Raw genomic sequence first — 23,846 nt, forward strand, 5'->3', positions numbered from 1 at the left:
TCAAGGTTGGGTTCCACGGGGAGGACGGGCCTGGCGTTAGCGTTGGCTATCGCCGTCTGGTTCGTGTGGCATCATTTTCCTTCGGGGTTCATCGCCGGTACATCGTCGTACTGGCAGTCGGAAGTCGACGACGTTACGCAATACATCTCTGGCTTCCACGCGTTCTTCAGTGCGCCTTTCGGGTATCCGCTGCTGGCATTCGACAGCATCAATTACCCGCAGGGCACGCGCGCGACGTTCATGGACACCATTCCGCTGTATGCGCTTATCCTGAAACTGGTGGTGCCCGCGTCATACGCACCGTTCAACCCCTACGGCGTGTGGGTGGGCCTAGCATTCCTGGGCCAGGCCGTGTGTGGCTGGTGGATACTGCGCGAGCTTGAGGTCAAGTCCTGGCTGGCACTGGTGGCGCTGGTGGTGTGCCTGCTGATCTTCCCGGCCTTTACAGCGCGTGTGACCCATATCTCGCTGATGACGCACTGGATCCTGCTGGCAGCCATCGCGCTCTACTTGCGTGGGCAGCGCCTGGGGCAGGTGCCCGTGGCAGGCTGGACAGCATTGTTGGTGGCCGGCTTCTACATCAACATCTACCTGTGCGTGATGGCGAGCGCCATTTATGTCGCCAACTGGCTGGCCAAGCCACGGCACTACCGCTGGGTGGACGTGCCTCGGGCGTTGTTGCCGTTCCTGATCATCGGCGCCAGCCTATGGGTGACCGTGTTCCCCATGGACTCCACGAACGTGGCCAAGGAAACCGGTTTCGGCACGTTTTCCATGAACCTGCTGGCACCGTTTTCAGGGGGTACGTTCTTCCCCATCGAAAACGCCGAAATGCCGGGGCAATACGAAGGCTTCAATTACCTGGGCCTGGGTGTCTTGCTGGGGTTGCTGGCCGGCCTGGTACTGGGCGGGCGCAGGGCAGTGAGGTGGGCGGCGGACAACTGGCCGCTGGTGCTGGTGATGCTTGGGCTCACCCTGTATGCACTTTCCGACAGCATCTACTGGGGCACCCACCAGGTGCTGGTGCTGCATTACCCCGCGTTCATGGAGGCCATCACTACGCAGTTCCGGGCCTCTGGCCGGTTCTTCTGGCCTGTAGGGTATGCGCTGACCATCGCGGCCATCGTGTTGCTGTACCGCAGGCTGCCCAAACGCGTTTTCGCGCTGGCGATGTTGGTGTTGATCGTGGTGCAGGTGGCGGACATGTCCATCCAGCGCCACCGCTTGATCGATGGCGCCAAGCGCCCGGCAACACCAATCCTGACCCAGGCTGCGTGGGACGCCCAGATAGCCGATGGCATTCAGTATCTGTATTTCTTCCCCAAGTTCCGCTGCGGGCGCTCGGACATGATCCTCAGTACGCTGATGCCGACCATGCGGTATGCCGTCGAACACGGGCTCAAGATCAACACCGGCTACGTGGCACGCGCCAACTCCAACTGTGCAGTGGAAAGCACCCAGGCCGAAATTGCAGGCTCCGATGCGCGCCACTCCCTGTATGTATTCGTCAAGGGCGATTTCCCTGAAGTGGGCCAGGTGCTGGCGCTGTTCCCAGCCGACCATCAGCCCCAGTGCACCGAACTGGATTACGCCCATGTGTGCAAGTTTGACGTGGACAAGGAGCGCCACTGATGAGCCAGCCCAGGCGCTTGTTGTCGCTGATCTCACCGTTCTACAACGAAGAGCGCGGTGTTTGCGCGTTCTTCGAGCGTGTGGACGCCCTGTCAAAGGCGTTGGCCGATCGCTATGACTTCGAGGTCATCGCGATCAATGACGGCAGCAGGGACCAGACCTACGAAGAACTGCTCAAGGCCCAGGCGGCTTACCCGTACGTAACGGTCGTTGACCTGTCACGCAACTTTGGGAAAGAAGCCGCGCTTTCAGCTGGCCTGGACTTTGCGACCGGCGATGCAGTCGTGCCCATCGACTCCGACCTTCAGCATCCCCCCGAAGTGGTGCTGGAGCTCGTTGCCAAATGGGAGGAGGGCGCCGAAGTGGTGCTGGCCAAGCGCGTGGATCGGCGCACCGACCATGCGGTGCAGAAGTTCACCGCCAACGGGTTCTACAAACTGCACAACTCCATCTCGGACATCCACATACCCGCGGACGTGGGCGATTTTCGCTTGATGGACCGCAAGGTCGTCGAGGCGCTAAAAAGGCTTCCTGAAAACCGTCGCTTCATGAAGGGGCTGTTTGCCTGGGTAGGTTTTCGCACCGCCACCATCGAATACCAGGTGGCGCCACGCAGCACCGGCAAGACCAGCTTCAACACCTGGAAACTCTGGAATTTTGCCATCGAAGGCATCACCAGCTACAGCTCGGCCCCCTTGCGCATATGGACTTACCTGGGCTGTGCGGTATCGGCCATGGCCTTTGTGTATGCGGTTTACCTGCTGATCAAGACCCTGTGCTTTGGCGCCGATACGCCCGGCTATGCCTCGTTGATGATCACCATCCTGTTCGCCAGCGGCGTGCAGCTGATCGGCATAGGGGTGCTTGGGGAGTATGTCGGGCGGATCTTCGTCGAATCCAAGCGCCGGCCCGTGTACATCGTGCGCGAAGTGGTCAAGACCGACCGATGATCATTCCGGGCAAGTACTACCAGTTTCTGCGTTTTGCCTTGGTCGGCGTGGCCAACACGGCGGTGCATGCCGGCGTGGTGATTTTGCTGATGGAAACCCTGGCGCCGCCGGCAGCCGTGGCCAACGCGTGTGCATTCATCGTGGCCAACCTGATGTCCTACTGCATCAACAGCCGGTTCACCTTCCGTGTGCCGATGAGTTGGCTGGGATACCGGCGCTTCTTGCTGGTCTCACTCGTGTCACTGGGCCTGACGCTGCTCATCACCTCGTGGGTCGAATACATGGGTTGGCACTATGGCGTGGGCCTGGTGATGGTGGTCTTCATCGTGCCAGTGCTCAACTTCATGGTGATGAAGCTCTGGGCATTCGCCCCGGCCAAGTCATGAAAACGCCACCCTGCCGCCACGCCCACCGCAATGACTATTTTTTGGAATACGTAACAGGACTCAAACTATGACAATTGGCCAGCAAGAACACCTTTCGCCTGGCAGCGTACAACCTTGCGAAGATCGCGCGACCAGCATTGCGGTGGTGATCCCTTCCTACAAAGTGACCGCGCACATCCTGGGCGTCATTGCCGATATTGGCCCGGAAGTCGAGCGCATCTACGTCGTCGATGATTGCTGCCCGGAAGGCTCCGGCCGTTATGTCGAGGAACACGCCACCGACCCGCGTGTAGTGGTGCTGCGCAACCCGGAAAACCAGGGCGTGGGCGGTGCGGTCATGACTGGCTACCAGGCGGCTATCCAGGACGGCATGGACATCATCGTCAAGATCGACGGGGATGGCCAGATGGACCCAGGCCTGCTGATGAACTTCGTCACGCCCATTCTTGAGGGCACGGCCGACTACACCAAGGGCAACCGGTTCTACGATCTGGAAGAAATTCGGGCAATGCCCAAGATTCGCCTGTTCGGCAACGCTGTCCTGTCCTTCATGACCAAGTTCTCGTCCGGTTACTGGGACCTGTTCGACCCCACCAATGGCTACACGGCCATCCACCGTGACGTCGCCCGCCACCTGCCGTTCGCCAAGATCAGCCGTCGCTACTTCTTCGAGACCGACATCCTGTTCCGGCTCAATACCCTGCGCGCGGTGGTGGTGGATGTGCCCATGGACGCCAAGTACGGCGATGAAGTCAGCAACCTGAAGATTTCCAAGATCGTGGGCGAGTTCCTGGCCAAGCACGTGCGCAACTTCGGCAAGCGGATCTTCTACAACTACTACCTGCGCGACATGTCGCTGGCGTCCCTGGAGCTGCCGGCTGGCCTGCTGTTGCTGATATGGGGTCTGGTCTTCGGCCTGTCTCACTGGGCTTCGTCCATCTATACCGGCGTCGCCAACTCTGCCGGCACCGTGATGCTGTCTGCCTTGCCGATATTCCTGGGTATCCAACTGATCCTCGCCTTCCTGGGGCAGGACATCGCCTCCGTCCCCAGAAGGCCGTTCCACCTATCGCGGTTGAAGTCCAAGTTCAAGGCAGGTAAGCGCCCATGATGTATGCCATTGCAATTCTATGCGTCGTGGGTATCGCGACCGGCCAGATCATGTTCAAGCTCAGCGCCAGTGCGCTGCAGCGCGCCGGCACCATCTTCGACCTCAAGACCCTGATGATTCTGGGTTCTGCGTTCGCACTGTACGGTGTGACCACCATCGCCTGGGTGTGGGTGCTGCAAAAGATCGAACTGGGCAAAGCCTACCCGCTGATGGCATTGGCCTTCGTGCTGGTGCCCATCGGCAGCCACTTCATCTTGGGTGAGCGGTTCCAGGTCCAGTACTTCATCGGCGTCGCATTCATCATGTTCGGCATCGTACTGGCCGTTAAGTCCTGATCGGGCGCACATGCAGCAGGTTGTGGAAATGAAGAGCAGTAGAAGGGATAGGGCAGTATGAAGTTGATAGAAAGGTCGCAGCTGAACGCGACCGTGGCAGTCGCGGCAATCATGGCACTGGCCTTCGTGCTGCTGATGATGCGTTCAAGCGGTATCTACCCAACCGTCTTCGGGGATGAATACACCTACAGCTCGATGGCACGCGTGCTGCCGCTGTCGAGCGCATCGATACCCAACTACCTGTACCTGAGCATCTACAAGTCCACGTTGATGTGTGGCGACGGGTTCGTGGGTTGTACCAAGCTGCTCAATGCCCTGTTCTTCGTGCTGGCCTCGCCGTTCATCTTCATGGTGGCACGCCGGTATTGCAGTGCGCGGGTGTCGGTGTTGATCGTGGCCCTGAGCATGCTCGGGCCGATCAACGGCTACACCACGTACTTCATGCCTGAAGCGTTGTTCTACCTGACGTTCTGGATCAGCGCCTGGTACTTTCTGACCCTGGCCTCTAACGCGCCTTGGCAACGCTGGGCGCTGCTCGGCGTGCTGATGGGGTGTTCGTCCCTGGTCAAGCCGCATGCGCTGTTCGTCATCCCAGCCTTCTGCCTGTGCATTGCCTACTTTGCCTACAAAGACCAGGACCGCTGGTTCGTGACGGCGGTAAAAAACGCCGCTGTGTTCGTCGGCGTCATGTTGCTGACCAAATTTGGCTTCAGCTACCTGGTCGCCGGCAAGGCAGGCCTGACGCTGTTCGGCAACTTCTACGCCACCACCCTTGAGTCCAGCGCCTCCAGCATCGACCGGTACCTGGCCATCCTTAAAGCGGCGCCGACCATTGCGGCCGGGCACCTGCTGGGCAATGCCGTCATGTTCGGCTGCGCCTTGGCGATCATCATCACCACCAGCATCGCCACATTGCGAACTCGCGCCATCGGCGAGGATGGGAAGTTTGCCTTCTTCACCCTGTTCCTGCTGCTGAACCTGATCGCCGTGGTGGCGTTGTTCTCGGCATCCGTGGCCGGCACCAACGCCGTCGAAACCGCGTTGCGCCTGCACATGCGCTACTACGACTTCCTGTTCCCGTTGCTGTTCATCGCCGCCGGTGCTGAACTGGCGGGGGCCCGGCTCACGGCGCACCGTTACGTGCGCTGGGGCGTGGCGATCGTGGTGATGGGCGCTGTGGTGTATGCCGGCATCACGCGCATGTACCCGTTTACCCTGAGCTTTATCGATAACCCTGAGCTGCGCGGCTTTACCGCTGGTAATCGGGCCTTCTACGTACTCGCAGGGCTCTCGCTGATCAGCTTGATGCTGTGGTGTGCAAAGCCGCGCAAGGGCTTGCAGCTGTTCGTGTTCGTCTTCCTGCCGCTTTCCATTCTGGTCAGTACGGTATACGCCAGCATGTCGCTGCTCGAACGCAGGCATGCAGACGTGTATGACAAGGCCGGGATGTTCGCGCGTCAATACCTGCCCGTCAGCGAGCGTCCACATCTGCTGGTGGTAGGGGATAACCCGGCCTCGATTCTGCGGGCACTGTACTGGGTGGAAGATTTGAACGCAGGCCCGGACTTGTCGTATAAGCCAGGCGAAATCTACACCGCCGACCAGTCGCCGGCTGACAAGAGATGGATCCTGGTAGTAGGGGATGTCGAGTTTGCCAAAGGCGACTTCAAGGTCCTCAAGCTCAATGGCTTCTCGTTGGCCAGAAAGCTGCCCAAGGACAACCCGCTGCTGCTCGATTTCCGCTCAAACATCCACACCGAGTCGGTAGACACGTTGCGCGGCCTGTCCCATGCCGAAAGCTGGGGCGCCTGGTCCGAAGGTGACACCGTGACGTTGCAGTTCTCACGGCCGCTGCCCAAAACCTTCACGCTGGAAATCAACGCCAAGGCGTTTGGCCCCAACCAGGGCCGCACCTTTGAAGTGAAGGTAGATGATCGCCGCTATCCGCTGAAGCTGAGCGGTGAAGTGGAACCGTATAGCTTGAAGATCGACAACCCCGATGAAGTCAGCAAGCTGACCATCAAGGTACCCCAGGCCACTTCGCCCGAGCAGCTGGGTATCAGTGGCGACAAGCGCATGTTGGGGATTGGGCTACGGCAGATTGTGATTCGGGAAGACAAATAGCAGTGCTGTGACGGTACCTATGCGCTTGGATCGATAGGTACCGTCAGGGCAGGGCAGTGAGCACCTTGCCGAATCAACAACCCGCCGCTCAGTTCGCCATGCCAGCGTCAGCATCGTCCATCAACGTCTTGGCCAGTGCGCCCAGGTAGTACGCAGCCCATACCAATTTCGGGTTTTCGTCCATCAAGCCGCTGATGGTCAGCTTCGACGAGGCCGACACCTAGTGCTGTCAAACAAATGGGTGGCAGCTGTACGTGGGTTGACAGACCGGTCGACAGAGGAACTTACCCGGCGCACGCGAACGTGCCCCACGCACAGCCACCATAAGGGTGACACTACCTTTTTGTCGAAACAGCCTGCCAAAGCCGGTCGTTGATGAGCAACGACGGGGTGAGACTAGGGCTGCGCCTGAACAACGGCAATCGAAAAAAGGCGATGGGATTGTGTTTGGGAAATGGGCTACAGGAAAGGCGTAAATTCCGATCAATAGGCCGGCTGCGGCGGTACCCACGCCCTCGGAAAAATACAAAACCGGCAGTTAAGCGTGGTGCAGGCGAATCGAACGGTGCGATGAAACGCTGATCTGCTCCAGAAGGGGACCGGTTGGGTTAGTTAGGTGTTAATGCAGAAACCTGCCGCTCTCGCTGTCGCAGCCAAGCTTGGGCGGGGCGCTCCAAGTACCGATGGGTGGCAAGGCTCAGGGGTATGAGTACAGCAAAAAACAGCACCATCACCCACCCTTGATAGAACACTGCTCGTGAAAGCGCCAATGCGTCGAAGGCCATGGCGAATATGATCTGCAATGGGAAATGAGTGAGGTAGGACGAGTAACTAATGTCGCCCAGCCACGCCCAGCGCCGCGCCAGACCGGGCCAGCGCGAGCCCGCGGCCGCCAGTGCGGCAATAAGTAATGGGTAGCACACGTAAAGCAGCAACGGGTTGTTCAGCCCGGCAGGTGTTTTCAAAAGCCAGATCCAGGCCACCAGACACAGTGGGCCTGTGATGAGCAGCGCACCCCCATCGCCCAGATACCGGCGCACCCACGTCAGCACGCCATAGGTCATGCCACCGACGAAAAAGCACACCAGACCACTACCCAGTTTGTAGATGTCTGGATAAAGGAAGCTGCCAATCGCGATGGCCGCCAGGGTCAATGGCCATTTCCAGCGCTTGGTCAGGCAGATGATGAAGAAGATCGCGTAGAGCAACACTTCCACCGACACCGACCACACAGGCGCGTTGAAGGACCAACCCTTTTCCAAGCCCCAGGCCGGCACCATCAAAATATTCAGCACCGCGTGATAGACGTCATTGAATGGATAGACGAAATAGGTGCCGTGGCTGCTGAGATAGGCCCATTGCAGGGCCACGACAGCCATGAACGTGACGATGTGCAAAGGGTAGAGCCTGCTAAACCTGTCCTGGGCAAAACGTGACACCGTCAACGAGCGACAGCTGATGCCGTTTGCGAACAACCAGTAGAAAACGAACCCCGATAACGTGAAGAACAGCTGCACAGCCAGGTTGCCATGCCGATACAGCATTTCAAACGTGCTGAAGAACGGTTGCTGTGCTGGGTCGAAGTCATGGGCGGCGCTACCCACGTAGAAGAAGTGCTGCCAATGCCAGAACACGACACACAAGGCAGCCAGGCCACGCAGTACATCCAACGTATAGAGCCGATTACTGGGGTTAGAAAGAGTCATGTGTGCTGCTTGATAAAGGAGGTAAGGAAGGTAAACGTTGATCCAGCCAAAACTGAGTCCGGCATTGCGGTCACTGGCGCTTTCAAATTGTGTACTAACGCTGAACGCTGCCACCTGGGCCTATGACCATGATCATGAGCCCTCCCTGCCGGGGGCGGAGTATACGCTGGCTTGGGATAGAGCACCCAATGAGCGTGTGTGCGAAGAATCCCCAGACAGCGCGATTGGGTGCTATGGGTATGGCCTGCGCTCAGCTCGCCAAGCCAGCCTCAGCATCGTCCATCAGCGTTTTGGCCAGCGCACCCAGATAGTATGCAGCCCACACCAGCTTCGGGTTTTCGTCCATCAAGCCACTGATGGTCAGCTCCTGCGCGTACCCCATCAGTTCAGAGGCTTGAGCACGGGCGTGCTCACACGGTATGCCGGGTTCGATGCAGAACAGTGGCTCGGTTTGCTGTTTGCCTTGGTAGAACTTGGTTTTGCCGGCGGTGACGCCGGTGTGATGTGCGGTCATTGATTGATCTCCCTGCCTGTTTGCTGCCAGGGCTGCAATGCGGGCGACCTTGCTTGGCAATGGTCAGCCCACCACAGCCCCAGCTGGCTTCAATGCATTGCTCGAGGTTCTCTGGGCCTTTGCACCTGCAGAAGCGCCGACTCCAGCAATGCCCGCAGCGCCTCGAGTTCATGCAAAGACGTCATGATCAGAATAGATGTCGGAGATCTGGGCTGTAGCAGCAAGGCCTGATGGGCGACGGTTGCGGCGCATAGCGCGTGATCCGAGGCTTGAATCAGGGTGTCTTCCAGGGAGTGGATGTGGTGCGGTGGGTCGGGGACGATCTTAAGCATCGCGTATGTCCTTTGATCAGTGCGGCCGCCTCTTGCTGTCAAACAAGTGGGTGGCAGCTGTACGTGGGTTGACAGACCGGCGGACATAGCAAGTTCCGGCGCACGCAAGCGTGCCCGCACGTACAGCCGCCATCAAGGACGAGCTGATTTCTATGTACCGTGACGGCCTGTCAAAGCCGTGCCGTTGATAGCCAACGACAGGGCGAGACTAGGTCGCTTCCAGAATGGCCGCAACGGAAAATAGGGAGGATGAGTATCTTTGGGAAATGGACTACAGGGAAGGGGTAGATTCTGATTTTTCTGCTTTCAGAGGTGCGCAGCTCAGGTGCTTGAGAATAGATTCAAGCGTCTGCGCTGAAGAGTTATGAAGGTAAAAACTGGAAAGTAACGGAAGCCTCTAACAAGGTCTGTTAAGCCGGTGATCGCAGAAGCTCGGCATCGTCTGTCTGCGCTTTGCAACGTCCGAAGCTGAGCGTTCTTCTGCACCAGGAGCGACGCGGATTCGAGCCAAGCTCCTCGGCGTTCCTCATTCCAAGATCGATCCTTTTATCCGCATGGAAGCGACGACTTCGAAACCGTCGAGTAGCCCGTTCAGTTTCTGAGGGATCATCACACCAGCACCGTCAATCGGCTCGGTCGAGGTTTTAAGTGCGTCAGCCTCAGGTATAAGCGCTCGAGCATTCGCCCCAGTGCTCTGTTATTTCGTCGATCCCGAACCTGTTAACACACCGCTAAATCTTCGTCCGAGACTTCTTAAGGTTTTGCCATCCCAGGATTACTTTCCGTTGGTGACCGAGGAATCTACAAACACTGACTGCCGGGTGGGCACGCTGCTCAGCTCGCCATGCCTGCCTCCGCATCATCCATCAGCGTTTTGGCCAGTGCACCCAGATAATACGCAGCCCATATCAACTTCGGGTTTTCGTCCATCAAGCCACTGATGGTCAGCTCCTGCGCGTAACCCATCAGCTCAGAGGCTTGAGCACGGGCGTGCTCACACGGGATGCCGGGTTCGATGCAGAACAGTGGCTCGGTTTGCTGCTTGCCTTGATAGAACTTGGTTTTGCCGGCTGTAACGCCGGTTTGATGTGCGGTCATTGATTGGTCTCCCTGCTTGTTTGCTGCCAGGGTTGCCATGTGGGCGACCTTGCTTGGCAATGGTCAGCCCACCACAGCCCCAGCTGGCTTCAATGCATTGCTCGAGGTTCTCTGGGCCTTTGCACCTGCAGAAGCGCNNGCATAGCGCGTGATCCGAGGCCTGAACCAAGGTGTCTTCCAGGGAGTGGATGTGGTGCGGTGGGTCGGGGACGATCTTAAGCATCGCATAGTACCTTCCAATCGGGCCCCCTCCCGACTGCTGTCAAACAGAGGGAGGCAGCTGTACGTAGGTTGACAGACCGGCGGACTATGCAAGTTCCGGCGCACGCAAGCGTGCCCCACGTACAGCCGCCATAACGCGAGCTGTGTGCATAATACCGTTACGACCTGTCAAAGCCGTGTCGTTGATGAGCAACGACGCCCTGAGAGTAGAAGCGTAGAAAAGAGGTCGCAATGGTAAATGCGGGGTCAGAGTATCTTTGGGAAACGGACTACAAGGAAGGGGCAGATTCTGATCTTTTTGCTTTCTGAAGCTTAAGCCTGCGTGCTTAACACCAGACTCAGTCGCTTACCGGGAAAAGCGGGCCGCTCTAATCATCGAAGCGGGTGAATCGCTCGCAAGCGTTTCTTACTATGGCGAGACTAGGTGTCGGGCAATCAGAACTGCTTAGGCTGTAGTTGCTGACAAGGCCAAGCCTTACGCGGCTTGGCCCCGTTGCAGGATTACTCGAACACTTCAGCGTTAGCCAACGCCACGCCGAGTTGATCCTTGCCAGACAAGCTCGGGCTGAAATCAATCGGCCACTCGATAGCGATTTCCGGGTCATCCCACGCGATGCACCGCTCACTGGCAGGCGAGTAGAAATCGGTGGTCTTGTACAAGAATTCAGCGGTTTCACTCAGGGTGACAAAACCGTGCGCGAACCCTGGCGGGACCCACAGCTGATTCTTGTTTTCCGCAGAAAGCACCGCACCGACCCATTTGCCGAAAGTGGGGGAGGAGCGACGGATATCGACCGCCACGTCGAACACTTCCCCTTGGACCACGCGCACCAGTTTGCCCTGGGCATGAGGGGGCAACTGGTAGTGCAGGCCCCGAAGCACGCCTTTCACTGATCGAGAGTGATTGTCCTGAACGAAATCGGGGCGCAGGCCAGTGACTTCTTCAAACACATTGGCGTTGAAGCTTTCGTAGAAGAAGCCCCGGTCATCGCCGAAGACTTTTGGAGCGAACAGAAGGACATCAGGGATGGCCAGAGGGGTAGCGTGCATCAGAAAACCTTTTCGCTAAGCAGGTTACGCAGGTACTGGCCGTAGCCATTTTTGAGCAATGGCTGGGCCAGGCGCTCGAGTTGTTCGGCATCAATCCAGCCTGCACGGAAGCAGATCTCTTCTGGGCATGCCACCTTCAACCCTTGGCGGCGCTCCATGGTCGCAATGTACTGGCTGGCATCGAGCAGGCTGTCGTGAGTACCTGTGTCCAGCCATGCATAGCCACGGCCCATGATCTCGACATGCAGCTGCGCTTGTTGCAGATACAGGTTGTTGAGGTCGGTGATCTCCAGCTCGCCTCGGGCCGATGGCTTCAAGCTGCGCGCCAGGTCGACCACTTGGTTGTCGTAGAAGTAAAGGCCCGTCACCGCATAGTTGGACTTCGGCTGTGTTGGCTTTTCTTCCAGCGACAATACGCGCCCGGCCTCATTGAATTCGGCTACACCATAACGCTCAGGGTCGTTGACGTGGTACGCGAACACGGAGGCGCCCGTTTCGCGTTGGCCCGCGTTCAACAGCAGCGACTGGAAGTCGTGGCCGTAGAAGATGTTGTCGCCCAGCACCAGCGCAGAAGTGTCGTTGCCAATGAAGGCCTCGCCGATGGTGAATGCCTGAGCCAAGCCATCAGGGCTTGGCTGCACGGCGTAGGACAGGTTCAGGCCCCATTGGCTGCCGTCGCCTAGCAACTGCTCGAAGCGTGGGGTGTCCTGCGGCGTTGAAATGATCAGGATGTCGCGGATACCGGCGAGCAGCAGGGTGCTCAGCGGGTAATAGATCATGGGTTTGTCATACACCGGCAGCAGCTGCTTCGATACCGAGAGCGTCGCGGGGTGCAGGCGTGTGCCTGAGCCGCCGGCCAGAATAATTCCTTTACGAGCCATGGGAATCCTTACTTATGGATTTCGTCTAGCATACGTTTAACGCCTTGCTGCCAGGGCGGCATTTTCAACTTAAACGCGCTTTCGAGCTTGCCCAGTGCCAGCCGCGAATTTCGCGGGCGCGGCGCGGGTACAGGGTAAGCGTCGGTATTGATCGCTGATACTTGATCAGCGTTCACTTTAAGCGATATGCCCCTGCAAAGCGCGTCCTGCAGCACTAATTGCGCATAAGCGTGCCAGCATGTTTCACCCGATGCAGCCAGGTGGTAGATCCCGGCAAGGTGAGCGTTCGCGGGCTGGTTGACCACCTGGCGCACGACATGGGCTGTAACGTCCGCGATCAGGTCAGCACCGGTTGGGGCGCCGAACTGGTCAGCTACCACGCTCAAGGCGTCCCGCTCCTGGGCAAGACGCAGCATGGTCTTTGCAAAGTTATCACCGCGGGCAGCGTACACCCAGCTGGTGCGCAGGATCACGGCCTTGGCACCGCTGGCTTCTATGGCCTGCTCACCCTCAAGCTTGGTACGGCCATAGACCGACAGCGGGCCGGTGGCTGCGGTTTCTTGCCGAGGCTGATCACCGCTGCCGTCATACACGTAGTCAGTGGAGTAATGAATCAGCCAAGCGCCCAAGCGAGCGGCTTCACGCGCCAGTAGGGCAGGGGCCTGAGCATTGATAAGCGCTGCTGCCTGAGGATCACCCTCTGCTTTATCCACGGCTGTATAAGCGGCCGCGTTGACGACTACATCAGGCGCGAGCAAACGAACTGTGCTCGCCAAAGCATCCAACTGGCTCAAATCGCCACAGAGCTCGCCGTCACCCTGACGGTCCAGTGCGACAACTTCACCGAGCGGCGAAAGAGACCGCTGCAGCTCCCAGCCTACTTGCCCGTTTTTCCCCAACAGCAGGATTTTCACGCTTCATTTGCCCCGTATTGCTTAGCCACCCAATCACGGTACGAACCGTCCATCACGCCCTGCACCCATTCCTGATTGGCAAGGTACCAGGCGACAGTTTTGCGGATGCCGGTATCGAACGTTTCCGCAGGTTTCCAGCCTAGCTCGCGCTCGATCTTGCGTGCATCGATGGCGTAACGGCGGTCGTGGCCCGGGCGGTCTGTCACGTAGGTGATCAGCTCGGCGTAGTGTCCGACAGGCGCACCGGTCTTTTGGTTGATCACATTGCGCGCGGACGCTGGCGCCAGTTCATCGAGCAGGCCGCAGACGGTACGCACGATATCGATGTTGGCTTTCTCGTTCCAGCCGCCGATGTTGTAGGTTTCGCCTGTGGTGCCGGCTTCCAGCACACGACGGATACCCGAGCAGTGGTCCTCGACGTACAACCAGTCCCGAATCTGCTGGCCGTCACCGTAGACCGGCAACGGTTTACCCGCGAGCGCGTTGACGATCATGAGCGGGATCAGTTTTTCGGGGAAGTGGAACGGCCCGTAGTTGTTGGAGCAGTTGGTGGTGAGGACTGGCATACCGTAGGTATGGAAGTAGGAACGCACCAGGTGGTCACTGGCGGCTTTGCTAGCGGAGTAGGGGCTGTTGGGGGCGTAGGGTGTGGTTTCAGTGAACGCCGGATCGTTTGGCGCGAGTGTGCCGTACACCTCATCTGTTGAGACGTGGAGGAAGCGGAAACCTTCTTTCTCCTGCCCGGTCAGACTGCTCCAGTGCGCACGTGCGGCCTCCAGCAATCTAAAGGTGCCCATGACGTTGGTCTGGACGAATGCCTCAGGCCCGGTAATAGAGCGGTCTACATGAGATTCGGCTGCAAAATGGACCACGGCGCGGGGGCGGTGCTCGGCGAACAGCTTGGCCAATAGCGCCGGGTCGCAGATGTCGCCTTGGACGAAGTGGTGCTGTGTGTTGCCTTCAAGGGACTGCAGGTTGGCTAGGTTGCCTGCGTAGGTGAGGGCGTCGAGGTTGAGGATGGGTTCCTCGTGATGCGCGCACCACTGCAGAACGAAATTTGACCCGATAAAACCGGCTCCGCCTGTCACTAGAATCATTAATTTACACCTAGTCCAAATTTAGTTATGGAGCGTCGTTGACGATAAAGGGGAACGATTAGCACGTAGAGTTCTACATGAGCTTGCCTAAATCGTTACGCTGACTAAGAATAACCCAGGTTTCACTAGCATAGCTACAAGGGCAGCTCGGTATAACTGATACGATACCGTGTTAGCAATCGCATTGAGCAGAAAAAATCTGATGCCAATTCGCTTTTCAGCCAACCAGCAGCCAAATATTTTTAAGTAGCAATGCTGCTATATCAAGTGTAGATTCAACCTAACTAATAGAGATGTCTTGCCAATTGACAGGCGCCGCGCCATCACTTAAGGCATGGTGAAAGTTGCTGCAAATATTAACAGCGAGATCAATGCAATCTGCTGTGATCACGCTGATCGGTATTTTATAAGTCCTGTGCTGATGAACTTTCATGGAGTAATACTTTTGATGAGGAACTGGGTTAGTCATGAAGATGAAAATTTATCTTCTTCATTTGACATGTTGCTATTATTTCATTGATAGTATTGGGCAGAATCTGTCATTGATCAAGCTTCAGTCTTTATCTGTTATGCCTGTTTGGTTGGTTTCCGATAGTGATCGCATAAGGATAAACGTGACGGTTTAGAGCCAATGTGTAACTCTTGAACGAATGAGCGGCTTCGGGTTCGCAAGTTTGTCAACTTATTCAAGTCCGGAGGTTGAGTTGAAATCAATGCTGGCGTTAAAAAAAATAATTAATGTGATGATGGTCTGCTGGAGTATTGTGTTATGGACATCAGTGCTACAGGCCTCGGAAAATAACACCTACGGATGCGACCAGTCACACCAGCTGGAACCTCATGCCTTCAGCGTCATCGCTAACATTGATTTTCACTCTCCAGATGATGACTCAGTCTCGAGAGAGCTTGGCTCTATACTTACCTACCCCCAAGGTTTTTACATAGATGAGAAGGACAATGAGCTGTACTTGCTGAGATATACTGATTCTTTACCTAAAAAAGCTATTTTAGAAATATACGATTGGCCTGCTGGAAGCTATAAGAAAACTTTGTATTTGAAAGATACAGGGGGCGTGATCTCAGAAGGACTGTACGTCAGTAGTAGTAATGGTAAGAGCAGATCTGCTTACATTAGAGCGAAAGAGGGGATAAAAGTATATAATTTTACCTCTGATGCTAAAACGACTGAAAAAGTAGCAGGTGAATATATAACTAAAATTTCCATGGCGCAGAGTTTTAGTTTCTTTGCAGGGCAGTGGTATGTTGAGGCACCAGAGGATGGTGGGCAGGCCAGAACTGGGCGAGGAAAGTACAATGTTTATGCTGAAAACTTTATAAGGGAGGGGGTTAGAGATTTCGATCCCCGCATAGCAGGATATGGAGATTCAGAAAAAAGGGACTTGCTAAAGCACCAGGGGTTTGCAAAATTCAAATCCGGGTTTGTTATGAGTATAGGTGGATTTTGGAGGAGATCTTGGCCAGTCACAGGGTACAGTACACAGGGAGTAGCTATTTTTAGTAACGATAGTAAGTGCAGAGTGATTTACACTATAGCTGCAGATCGATTGAGTAACATGCTGGCGGGTAAAAAATTTGCAGTGGACCGTTTGGAGAATGAAGGCGTGCAAATTTTGCAAGACGGAAGCGTTATTCTCCTCAATATCTACCAGATTTATCGAAAGCGGCGAGGTGGAATTGTTATATTGCAGGTCGATATAAACAAGGCTGACGTTGAATAAGATATTCTGAAGGGGTGCATAACTTTGGAGTTCTACGGAAAAGCATCCCAATGTCTTAAGCTTGTATTAGATTGAGTAATTCTGATACAAATTTGCTGAGAAGCGAGAGGTGAAGTCCTTAGAAGATACAGGATTAAAAGTACGTGAGTATGGATAGAATACTAAAAAAGCAGGGGTTGTAATTTTTTCCAAATACTCAGCCTAGAGGTTGAGTCTTATTCGGAGATGGATGTCAAGCTCGTCATTTAAGATTAATAAAGTTTCGTCCAAACCGACTACCATTGTGTGCAGTGAATTCTTCTGTGCTCTAGAGAAGCCTAAATATCCGGGCTCTATATTGTGTTTTCAAAAGCAGGAAAATAATCTAAATGCTGTTGAATTCAATGTGATAGTCGGTCGGTGGGTTACGATGTGAGCTTCCTAAGGGTTTAGGTTAGCTTTTGCAAAGCACTGCCAGCGCCATATATCAGTACACATGTCATGAATAGTCTTGCTGGTTTTCCAAGATAGAAGGTGATTAGCCTTATCCGGATTGGCCCAGGTAGCTGGCAAGTCGCCAGGTCTTCTTTCAGTAAGATTGATATTTATTTTCTGACCGCTAGCTGATTCAAAAGCTTTTACCATGCTCAAGACAGAAGTGCCTTTGCCTGAACCTAAATTTACAGTAATCATACCAGTGTGAGTCTGCAAGTAATCGAGCGCCGCTAAATGGCCTGCTGCAAGATCCATTACGTGGATATAATCTCTTACTCCAGTCCCATCCTCAGTTGGATAATCACTGCCATATATGTTCAATGTTTCCCGTCGACCTTCTGCTACTTGGGCAATAAAAGGTAAAAGATTGTTGGGGATGCCGGTAGGATTCTCACCAATAAGGCCCGAAGGGTGTGCCCCTATGGGATTGAAATATCTCAAACACGCAATACTCCATGAAGAATCTGCTGCACTTAGGTCCGCTAGAATCTGTTCGGTCATTAACTTGGTGCGACCATATGGATTACTAGGTCCCACAGGTGAACTTTCATCATATGGTGGCTGGTGAGTTTCACTGTAAACGGTTGCGGAGGATGAGAAAACCAGCGTCTTTACATCAAATCGCTCCATGGCATTTATAAGGTTTAGCGTCCCCTGCAGGTTAGTCGTGTAGTAACTTAGAGGTAGGCTTACAGATTCTGCTACAGCTTTTTTCGCAGCAAAATGTATTACACCAGTAAATTGGTGTAAAGAAAAAATCTCATCGAGGAGATCTCCGTCCAATAAGCTTCCTGCAATAAAGGTGATCTTCTGTGAGCAAATGTCCTCAAGTCTATAAATGACCCCTTCGTCACTATTAGAGAAGTCATCAAGAATAACATATTCAATCGAGGCTTCACTTAGAGCCGTGCACATGTGGGAGCCAATAAAACCAGCCCCCCCCGTAACCAAAATTTTTGCAGAAGACATGTTTTCTCCAAAAATAGACGCTCTTTAACAGAGCGGCTATAGCATGACGATTAATCGGGCCTGTTTAGCAAAGATTGCCAACCAGATTTCCAATTATCAATGTCATAAGATTCATTTACTGCCCGGCAGTTTTGTTTGAGATTTTCAAGTAGGGTAGGATCCGAAAGCAGTCGGTCAATGGCTTCAGCAAGTGCTTCTATGTCGCCATTTTGCACCAAGAGTCCGTTTGTACTGTCCTTTATTATTTCAAGTGGGCCATACAGAACCTTGTAAGAGATTACCGGACACTCTTGGACCAGACTTTCGAGTAACGTAAGGCCAAACCCCTCATACCTACTAGTAAAAAGAGAAAAATCTGCATTGGCGAAGCATTCTAAGGGTCTGTCAGTATAACCGTTTAAACGAATCCTGTTCTCTAGTTTCAGGCTCTTTATGAGATCCTTCAAGGAAGCTTCTTCAGGCCCAGTGCCAAAAATTTCGTAGTTAACGGATGGATGCTTTTCCGCAATCAGCGAGAATGCCTTTATCGAGTCATCGATGCGCTTAAACTTGTCAAGTCTTGATACCGTCACTATCCCCTTCTTCTCTGTGCTGGCCGCTACTGGCAATGGAGCAGGATGAGATATAACTAGACATTTCTCTATTGGAATATTTGCATCGCGAGCGAAATCGCTCCGTTGAGCATTTGTAAAAAATACAAATTTATCAATACAGGAATTCATCGCACCGTATTGTGAAAACCAAGACTTATACTCGCGGTTGGCAGTCTGGTCTTTAGTGTGTGTGGTATGAATTGCGGCGACAGTCCGAGTAATTGGGGTTCGAGCATTAACCTTAAGAAAAGGCAACGTCACAGGTTCATCGGATATGATGAATTCTGGAGCGTAGATATCAAGGCACTTTTTCAACCATTCGGCCTGTAGATCTTCCAAGGAATTATACTGCCTTGCAAAGCCTCGACTGTCATAGGCTATAAAACGGTAATTCTTCTCTGCTGGGGATATCCAGTGGGACAATACTGGAATGCCGCTAGGGCTGTAATATATTCTATACCTAGCTGAGAAAGTTGTATCTAGATATGTCCGAGATACTATTGTGCCTAGATGGTTGAATGTATCGCGTGCTAGTGGTTTCCACGGCTCCTGAGGGTCGTGATAGGTAATCGCCGACAGTACATTGTTGGCTGTATAGGATTCGGCTCCAAGGAAAATTCCGTCCTTGAAGTATCTTGTTGTATTTCCATTGGCATGTTCTTCTGTGACTTTGTGTGCAAATTCACGGAGCTCATCAAAGTTGCCTAAAGGGCGAACTACTTCGCCATCGTTACCGCGAGCCTCGCTTAGGTGTTCATACAGGCTCAGTAAGACCGCGGTGCCGAGCTTTCCAGTGGACTGCACTTGCTCAAAGATAGATCTCGCGTCAGGCTGGATGAAGGGAAGAACAAATACCGGCTTCGTACCTGATTCACAAAAAACAGAGCTCCGATCATAAACTGCTTTAGTCAGCCCGCCCCTGTTAAGCCCTATAGAAGGCACCAGCTGAAAGTAATTACGCTGACTCATTTCCAAATGCTCCTTGCGAGATATCCGAGGTGGTCAAGTTGGATTTGAACATGGCTATAGCTGATTTCATGTAGGTTTCGGCATCGAATTCGTTGTGACGCAGTTTCTTATTCATGAACTTTTTGATGCCAGCAACCAGACCATCTATGTTGTTTGGTACTAACTCGCCATATCCGTCTTTAAGCACTCCTCGGTTTCCATCGATGTCACTAGCAATAATGGTTTTGCCTAGCGCCAAAGATTCTAAAAGTACCATGGGCTGTCCTTCATGATTGGACGGAAGGATAAAACAGTCAGCTCTTTTAAGGGCAGGGAACGGATTCTCCCGCAAGCCACCTAACATGATTCTCTGACTAAGACCGAGTTCGTTTATTAGGGATTCAAGATAAGATTTCAGTGGTCCATCGCCCAGTATTAAGAGTTTTAGGTTCGAGTACTTAGTGGCAATTTTGTCAAACGCATGTATGAGCTTTGCTTGATCCTTTTCTGGAGAAAGTCGACCAAGCGTGAGAAGCAACTTGGAGTCACCAACCCAAGCGTCAAGATCTGGATCTATAGGAAGCGAAGCACGTGTAATAATTTCTTCTGGATTTATTGTGTTAATACAGAATTTAAACTTGTCCTCGGATAGTTCAGGGTAGGCGGAAAGTTTTCTCAGATTAATGTTCTTCATGGTTTCTGAGACAGACACCAAGCTCTCATAGTATTTATAAACTGCAAAGATACCGCGCAGGTATGGATGTCGGACTTTCCATTCACTGTGCATGTCATTATGTAGGTAAATTATTGCATTTTCATTACTGGGCTTGCCTAAGCCCAGTAGGCTAGACCAAAAATAACTATAGCCCTCAAAGTTGATAATTGAGTCGAAGCTTGATGCACCCAGGACTCTTAAGAACTCGCGCTGATAAAGATTCTCGAGTAAACCCCACATCTCAGCATTTTCCAGATGTCTGTGTGTATTAAATCTCTCGAGTATCAGGCTTTCCTCTGGCGTGAGAACCATCTGTCCGACGCGTGCTACTGTGTTTATGTGGGAGGGTAGCTTCGAGTACTTCTGTAGCCTCTCTTCTGAAGAACTGACGGCTATTGGATCTATTACAATAGATAGATTGTAATCATCTTTAGGGATGTTGTTGAGTAAGTTGAGACATGACGAAGTGATGCCATTCGGAACAAATGTTCCAGGATAGATTAATAGAGATGGCTTATCGATATCGCGGGTTTCAATATTAAAATCGTCACTGTCTTTAAGGAAAAATTCGATAGCGCGACTAGTCGACAAGCCATCCTCTAGAGGACAAAACTTCGTAATGGCTTCGATGTGCTTTTGTGAAACCTCGTAATTTTCTAGCAGCGCAATGATACTTGATTTGGTTTCCTCGATTGTCGAGCAGAGAGGCCCTGGCATTTCTTCAAAATTGAAATACAGTCCCCTTTCTTCTGTATACTTTTCGAGGTCATAGGTGTAAAAGACGATAGGTTTTTTTACAGGCAAAAAGTCGAAGAATATACTTGAATAGTCGGTCACAAGCAAATCAACGATGCTCAGCAGTTCCCCAGTATCTATACTTTGATCAGCGATAGTGACAGGAAGATTGAGTTTTTTTATAGCTGCCTCGGAGAAGTGATGACCTCGGAAGACAATTTGGCACGGTAGCGTCGCTAGTGCTAATAAATCATTTTCAATCTGGATTGAGTCGATCTCAGCATGCCCGTGCGCTCCTCGCCATGTTGGAGCATACAGTACTACTGGGAGGTCGTCCTTTAAAAACAGAGACTGCAATGTAGCCTTTTTATCCGTGAGGGAGGCGCTAACGGTAACATCTATTCTTGGATACCCAGTTTGGGCGAACTTACCTGTGTATATGCCTTTTATGTCATAGCGATCAAGCATGATACTTGTAGTATGGTCATTAGGGCTAAGTAAGTGGCTAGCATGTAAAAAATTACGACTCACATTCTTGTGAGCCATGAAGTCATCTTTAATGTCTTTTCCCAGATGTTTGATTGGTGTGCCATGCCAAGTATTCAGATAGCTTTGCTCAGGACGACGAATAAACCATTCAGGGAAGGTCACATTATTGATAAGATGACTAGCTGTTGCCAGGTAACAGATATATGCGTCTGATTGTCGTTTGATGTAGATGACATTATCAATGCGATTGAACTCATCGGGAATGAGGTCCTCATCATTCAAAACCCAGACATGAAGCCAATCTTGGTAAGCGGGGTCCTGTATTAGCTTTTTGAAAATTGCGAGTGGATTACACGACATTGTGCTAGCTAAGAAGCTTTCGTAGACAATTGTCTTTTCTTTGATAGGGTGTGTCAGATAAGCAGCATACATCATGCGCTGCGTTATTTTTACTTGTTTTTTTGGAAGTTGCGGCTCATTCGGGAAGACCTCCTTGAACAGTTTGGTATCAATATAAGTCTTGCTGGCCTCTTCGAACCTGTCTAGTTTGAACAGTGCCGTTGCATATTTAAGCAGCAGGTCTGGAGTAAAAGAATTCGCTCTCAATATCGCAGAAGCATAGGCTTCAGCAGCTTTTTCCCAATCAAGCTCAGCTTGTAAGGCGTCGCCCAAAGCTGCATAATTTTCGGAATCGTTAGAGTAAGTTGTAACAATATTGGTGAGTGCTGACGATTTCTTTATTGAATTCAGGTAATTGTCCGGTCGATTTGGACGTGACATCTCATTTTGATCAAGCAGGTCTGGTCGTGAGGCCTGTTGCCACATATAGAAGTGCTGCGCACATTCCTCAAATTTATTCTGCTTGAATAGGCAATATCCTAGCCTGTATTGCAGGTCCGATGTAAATGCGCTTCCGAGACCTAGGGCAGATTTGTACATCTGTTCAGCAGCGCTATAATTACCGAGGCGCTCATTCACAGAACCTAGCCTGTAATGCCAGTCGGCATTTTCAAATTGCAATCCTATAGCGTTCTCAAGGCTGGATTTTGCTTGTTCCCATTCATAGCATTGCATAAGAGCAGTGCCTAGTCGAAAATGAATTTCTGCATTTCTCGATTGTTTGCGCAGCTGAGATTTATAAGATTCTACAGCATCCTGCCAATAACCCCGTTCTTGGTCATATAGGCCCACGCCTACATGCTTGAACTTACTGTCCGGATTCAACTTCAAAGCTGTGGAGAATTCAGATGTCGCTTGGTTTAATTTTCCATTTTTCTTCAGTACATAGCCATATCTGTAATGCCAGACGTGATTTGAATGATCCAATTTGATGGCGTGAGCGAAAGACTGCTCAGCTTTTTCAAATTGATTCATTTTTTCATACGCTTCGCCGAGTTTGTAGTGCGTCGAAGCATCCATCGAGTCGAGATGGATTGCTGAGGTCAAAGTCTCAATTGCCTGCCACCATGCTCCTTTGTCAGCTTGAAGACTGGCCAAGAGCTTATAGGTGTCTATGCACTCGGGGTTGCTTCTGATTATTTTGAGATATACCCCTTCCGCAATTTCCGACTGCCCATGGTCACGGCTATATTGTGCGATTCTAAGAAAAGTAGATGTGTCGAGATCTTTTCCGTCTAAATTTTCAACCGCTAATGTTAAAGCTTTGAAATCTTCTGGCGAAGACGGTTTAGTTGATAGGCCTTGATCTTTTCCGAATTTGTAAAAGTGCGTGAGAGGATTTAGGCAGTCAGTTGCACCGTTCTGATGTATGAGCCAATACCACGCGGTGTCAAATTTTTTGGATGGATTTCTCAGCTCTTTCCAACCATGTTGAATGTAATGAATTAAAGGGTTAGTGCCCGTTGATGCTACATCTTTATAAGTACTGAGGTAGTATCGATTATCAAATAACTCGCAGGGGTTCTGGCCCTCTTTGAATGAGTGCTTCAGATAATGAGCATGAGAGCCATACTCCCCTCCGATCTCTTTATAGACACCGCTATTTAAAGAGCCAGGATACCTTGTTTGATAGAATTCTTTGTCGAAGATCTCACTGCGGATCAGCAAAGAAAAGTCAGCGGGTTCTTTGAGGTGTTTGCTAATAGCCAACTTTTTAGCTTCGCTACTATCCTTCATTTTCGAGGCAAGATAAGATGCAAAAGGATTATTTTTTTTGGGTACACCTGCTTGCTCTCTATAAAGCTTAGTCTGGAAGTTGGGGTTGGGGTTCCTGTTTTCATCTGCACCAAAATAAACATAGTGCGCGATTGGGTTTATTCCGCTTTTGGCGACATCGGGATAAGATTTGTAATAATAATCAGCATCAAATTCCCCGCTGCTTTCAATGATCTGCAGAGCATATTGATGAAGGATACTTTGTTGGTTCATTTGACTGGTCCAGTTTAAATTTGCGATAGCTAGGCGTTCTGGCTATCAGTTCTCATCATTGAGCGAAGTTTTGATTTCGGTTGTTGATATTGAGGGGGTGCGCCCGAGGTATAAAACTTCGCAATACTCCCTGAGGTGATCAAACTTACCTTCCCAGTCATCGCCCATTACAAAGATATCTGCGCCATATTTTTTAATGTCTTGAATTTTTTGCTCCCAGGTGTCTTCAGGAAACACATGGTCCACATAACGTATCGATTCCAAAACGATTTTACGGTTTTCATAGTTCAGCAACGATGACTTATGCTTTCCAGCGTTAAACTCGTCAGATGACAGCCCTACCACCAATTTGTCACCTAGCTCTCTAGCTCGACGGAGAAGATTAATATGCCCGCGATGTAATATGTCAAAAGTTCCATAAGTAATAATAGTTTTCATCTTAAT

General features: G+C 52.2%; 20 protein-coding genes. 7 read left to right on the forward strand and 13 right to left on the reverse strand.

Annotated features, from left to right (window positions below; genetic code table 11):
* The first annotated feature begins 42 nt into the window (after positions 1-42).
* The 6 genes from B2S33_RS19685 (at position 43) to B2S33_RS19710 (ending at position 6,538) form a co-directional block, all read left to right on the forward strand.
* The gene (locus tag B2S33_RS19685; RefSeq protein WP_288650907.1) at positions 43-1,632 is read left to right on the forward strand and encodes a DUF6311 domain-containing protein; all 1,590 of its coding nucleotides are present in this window, start codon (positions 43-45) and stop codon (positions 1,630-1,632) included.
* Positions 1,632-2,582: a glycosyltransferase family 2 protein gene (locus B2S33_RS19690; RefSeq protein ID WP_033736971.1), complete on the forward strand. Its 951-nt coding sequence runs from the start codon at positions 1,632-1,634 to the stop codon at positions 2,580-2,582. The genes B2S33_RS19685 and B2S33_RS19690 overlap by 1 nt, the downstream gene beginning before the upstream one ends.
* Positions 2,579-2,968: a GtrA family protein gene (locus tag B2S33_RS19695; protein WP_023536239.1), complete on the forward strand. Its 390-nt coding sequence runs from the start codon at positions 2,579-2,581 to the stop codon at positions 2,966-2,968. The genes B2S33_RS19690 and B2S33_RS19695 overlap by 4 nt, the downstream gene beginning before the upstream one ends.
* 67 nt (positions 2,969-3,035) lie before the next feature.
* On the forward strand, positions 3,036-4,079 hold the full coding sequence (locus B2S33_RS19700; protein WP_080992900.1) for a glycosyltransferase family 2 protein: 1,044 nt from the start codon (positions 3,036-3,038) through the stop codon (positions 4,077-4,079).
* Positions 4,076-4,414, forward strand: a complete 339-nt coding sequence (locus tag B2S33_RS19705) for an EamA family transporter (protein WP_023536240.1) — start codon at positions 4,076-4,078, stop codon at positions 4,412-4,414. The genes B2S33_RS19700 and B2S33_RS19705 overlap by 4 nt, the downstream gene beginning before the upstream one ends.
* Positions 4,415-4,471: 57 nt before the next feature.
* Positions 4,472-6,538, forward strand: coding sequence for an ArnT family glycosyltransferase (locus B2S33_RS19710; protein WP_028687409.1), 2,067 nt, complete (start codon positions 4,472-4,474; stop codon positions 6,536-6,538).
* Between the two features lie 88 nt (positions 6,539-6,626).
* Here the strand turns inward: B2S33_RS19710 and B2S33_RS19715 are convergent, their stop codons facing one another.
* From B2S33_RS19715 to rfbB, 9 genes are all read right to left on the reverse strand, one after another.
* The gene (locus tag B2S33_RS19715) at positions 6,627-6,758 is read right to left on the reverse strand and encodes a DUF3077 domain-containing protein (protein WP_308811858.1); all 132 of its coding nucleotides are present in this window, start codon (positions 6,756-6,758) and stop codon (positions 6,627-6,629) included.
* 388 nt (positions 6,759-7,146) lie between these two features.
* Positions 7,147-8,358: an acyltransferase gene (locus B2S33_RS19720; RefSeq protein ID WP_349681307.1), complete on the reverse strand. Its 1,212-nt coding sequence runs from the start codon at positions 8,356-8,358 to the stop codon at positions 7,147-7,149.
* 136 nt (positions 8,359-8,494) lie between these two features.
* Positions 8,495-8,758 (reverse strand): DUF3077 domain-containing protein, encoded by a 264-nt coding sequence (locus B2S33_RS19725; protein WP_128610742.1) that lies wholly within the window; start codon positions 8,756-8,758, stop codon positions 8,495-8,497.
* 89 nt (positions 8,759-8,847) lie between these two features.
* Positions 8,848-9,090, reverse strand: coding sequence for a hypothetical protein (locus B2S33_RS19730; RefSeq protein WP_049696416.1), 243 nt, complete (start codon positions 9,088-9,090; stop codon positions 8,848-8,850).
* An 834-nt stretch (positions 9,091-9,924) separates the two neighbouring features.
* A complete protein-coding gene (locus B2S33_RS19735; RefSeq protein WP_288650928.1) occupies positions 9,925-10,188 on the reverse strand; it encodes a DUF3077 domain-containing protein in 264 nt (87 codons plus the stop codon).
* A gap of 723 nt (positions 10,189-10,911) precedes the next feature.
* Positions 10,912-11,460 (reverse strand): dTDP-4-dehydrorhamnose 3,5-epimerase, encoded by a 549-nt coding sequence (gene rfbC, locus B2S33_RS19740; RefSeq protein WP_028687412.1) that lies wholly within the window; start codon positions 11,458-11,460, stop codon positions 10,912-10,914.
* On the reverse strand, positions 11,460-12,341 hold the full coding sequence (gene rfbA / locus B2S33_RS19745) for a glucose-1-phosphate thymidylyltransferase RfbA (RefSeq protein WP_288650908.1): 882 nt from the start codon (positions 12,339-12,341) through the stop codon (positions 11,460-11,462). Before rfbA ends, rfbC begins: the two co-directional genes overlap by 1 nt.
* 8 nt (positions 12,342-12,349) lie before the next feature.
* The gene (gene rfbD, locus B2S33_RS19750) at positions 12,350-13,255 is read right to left on the reverse strand and encodes a dTDP-4-dehydrorhamnose reductase (RefSeq protein ID WP_288650909.1); all 906 of its coding nucleotides are present in this window, start codon (positions 13,253-13,255) and stop codon (positions 12,350-12,352) included.
* Positions 13,252-14,352: a dTDP-glucose 4,6-dehydratase gene (rfbB, locus tag B2S33_RS19755; protein WP_288650910.1), complete on the reverse strand. Its 1,101-nt coding sequence runs from the start codon at positions 14,350-14,352 to the stop codon at positions 13,252-13,254. Before rfbB ends, rfbD begins: the two co-directional genes overlap by 4 nt.
* 704 nt (positions 14,353-15,056) lie before the next feature.
* Between rfbB and B2S33_RS19760 the strand changes: the two genes are divergently transcribed.
* On the forward strand, positions 15,057-16,091 hold the full coding sequence (locus tag B2S33_RS19760) for a hypothetical protein (RefSeq protein ID WP_288650912.1): 1,035 nt from the start codon (positions 15,057-15,059) through the stop codon (positions 16,089-16,091).
* Positions 16,092-16,511: 420 nt separating this feature from the next.
* On the opposite strand, the gene galE is transcribed toward B2S33_RS19760, so the two are convergent.
* Genes galE through tagD form a run of 4 tightly spaced genes read right to left on the reverse strand, consistent with a single transcriptional unit; the run spans position 16,512 to position 23,840 of the window.
* Positions 16,512-17,534 (reverse strand): UDP-glucose 4-epimerase GalE, encoded by a 1,023-nt coding sequence (gene galE, locus B2S33_RS19765; RefSeq protein WP_288650913.1) that lies wholly within the window; start codon positions 17,532-17,534, stop codon positions 16,512-16,514.
* Between the two features lie 50 nt (positions 17,535-17,584).
* Positions 17,585-19,096: a glycosyltransferase gene (locus tag B2S33_RS19770; RefSeq protein WP_288650915.1), complete on the reverse strand. Its 1,512-nt coding sequence runs from the start codon at positions 19,094-19,096 to the stop codon at positions 17,585-17,587.
* Complete coding sequence (locus B2S33_RS19775; RefSeq protein WP_288650917.1) at positions 19,083-23,402, reverse strand: CDP-glycerol glycerophosphotransferase family protein; 4,320 nt, start codon at positions 23,400-23,402, stop codon at positions 19,083-19,085. Before B2S33_RS19775 ends, B2S33_RS19770 begins: the two co-directional genes overlap by 14 nt.
* 45 nt (positions 23,403-23,447) lie before the next feature.
* The gene (gene tagD / locus B2S33_RS19780) at positions 23,448-23,840 is read right to left on the reverse strand and encodes a glycerol-3-phosphate cytidylyltransferase (protein WP_288650918.1); all 393 of its coding nucleotides are present in this window, start codon (positions 23,838-23,840) and stop codon (positions 23,448-23,450) included.
* Positions 23,841-23,846 lie beyond the last annotated feature (6 nt).

This window comes from Pseudomonas sp. UBA5568 (genome assembly GCF_002425525.1).
GTDB lineage: Bacteria > Pseudomonadota > Gammaproteobacteria > Pseudomonadales > Pseudomonadaceae > Aquipseudomonas > Aquipseudomonas fulva.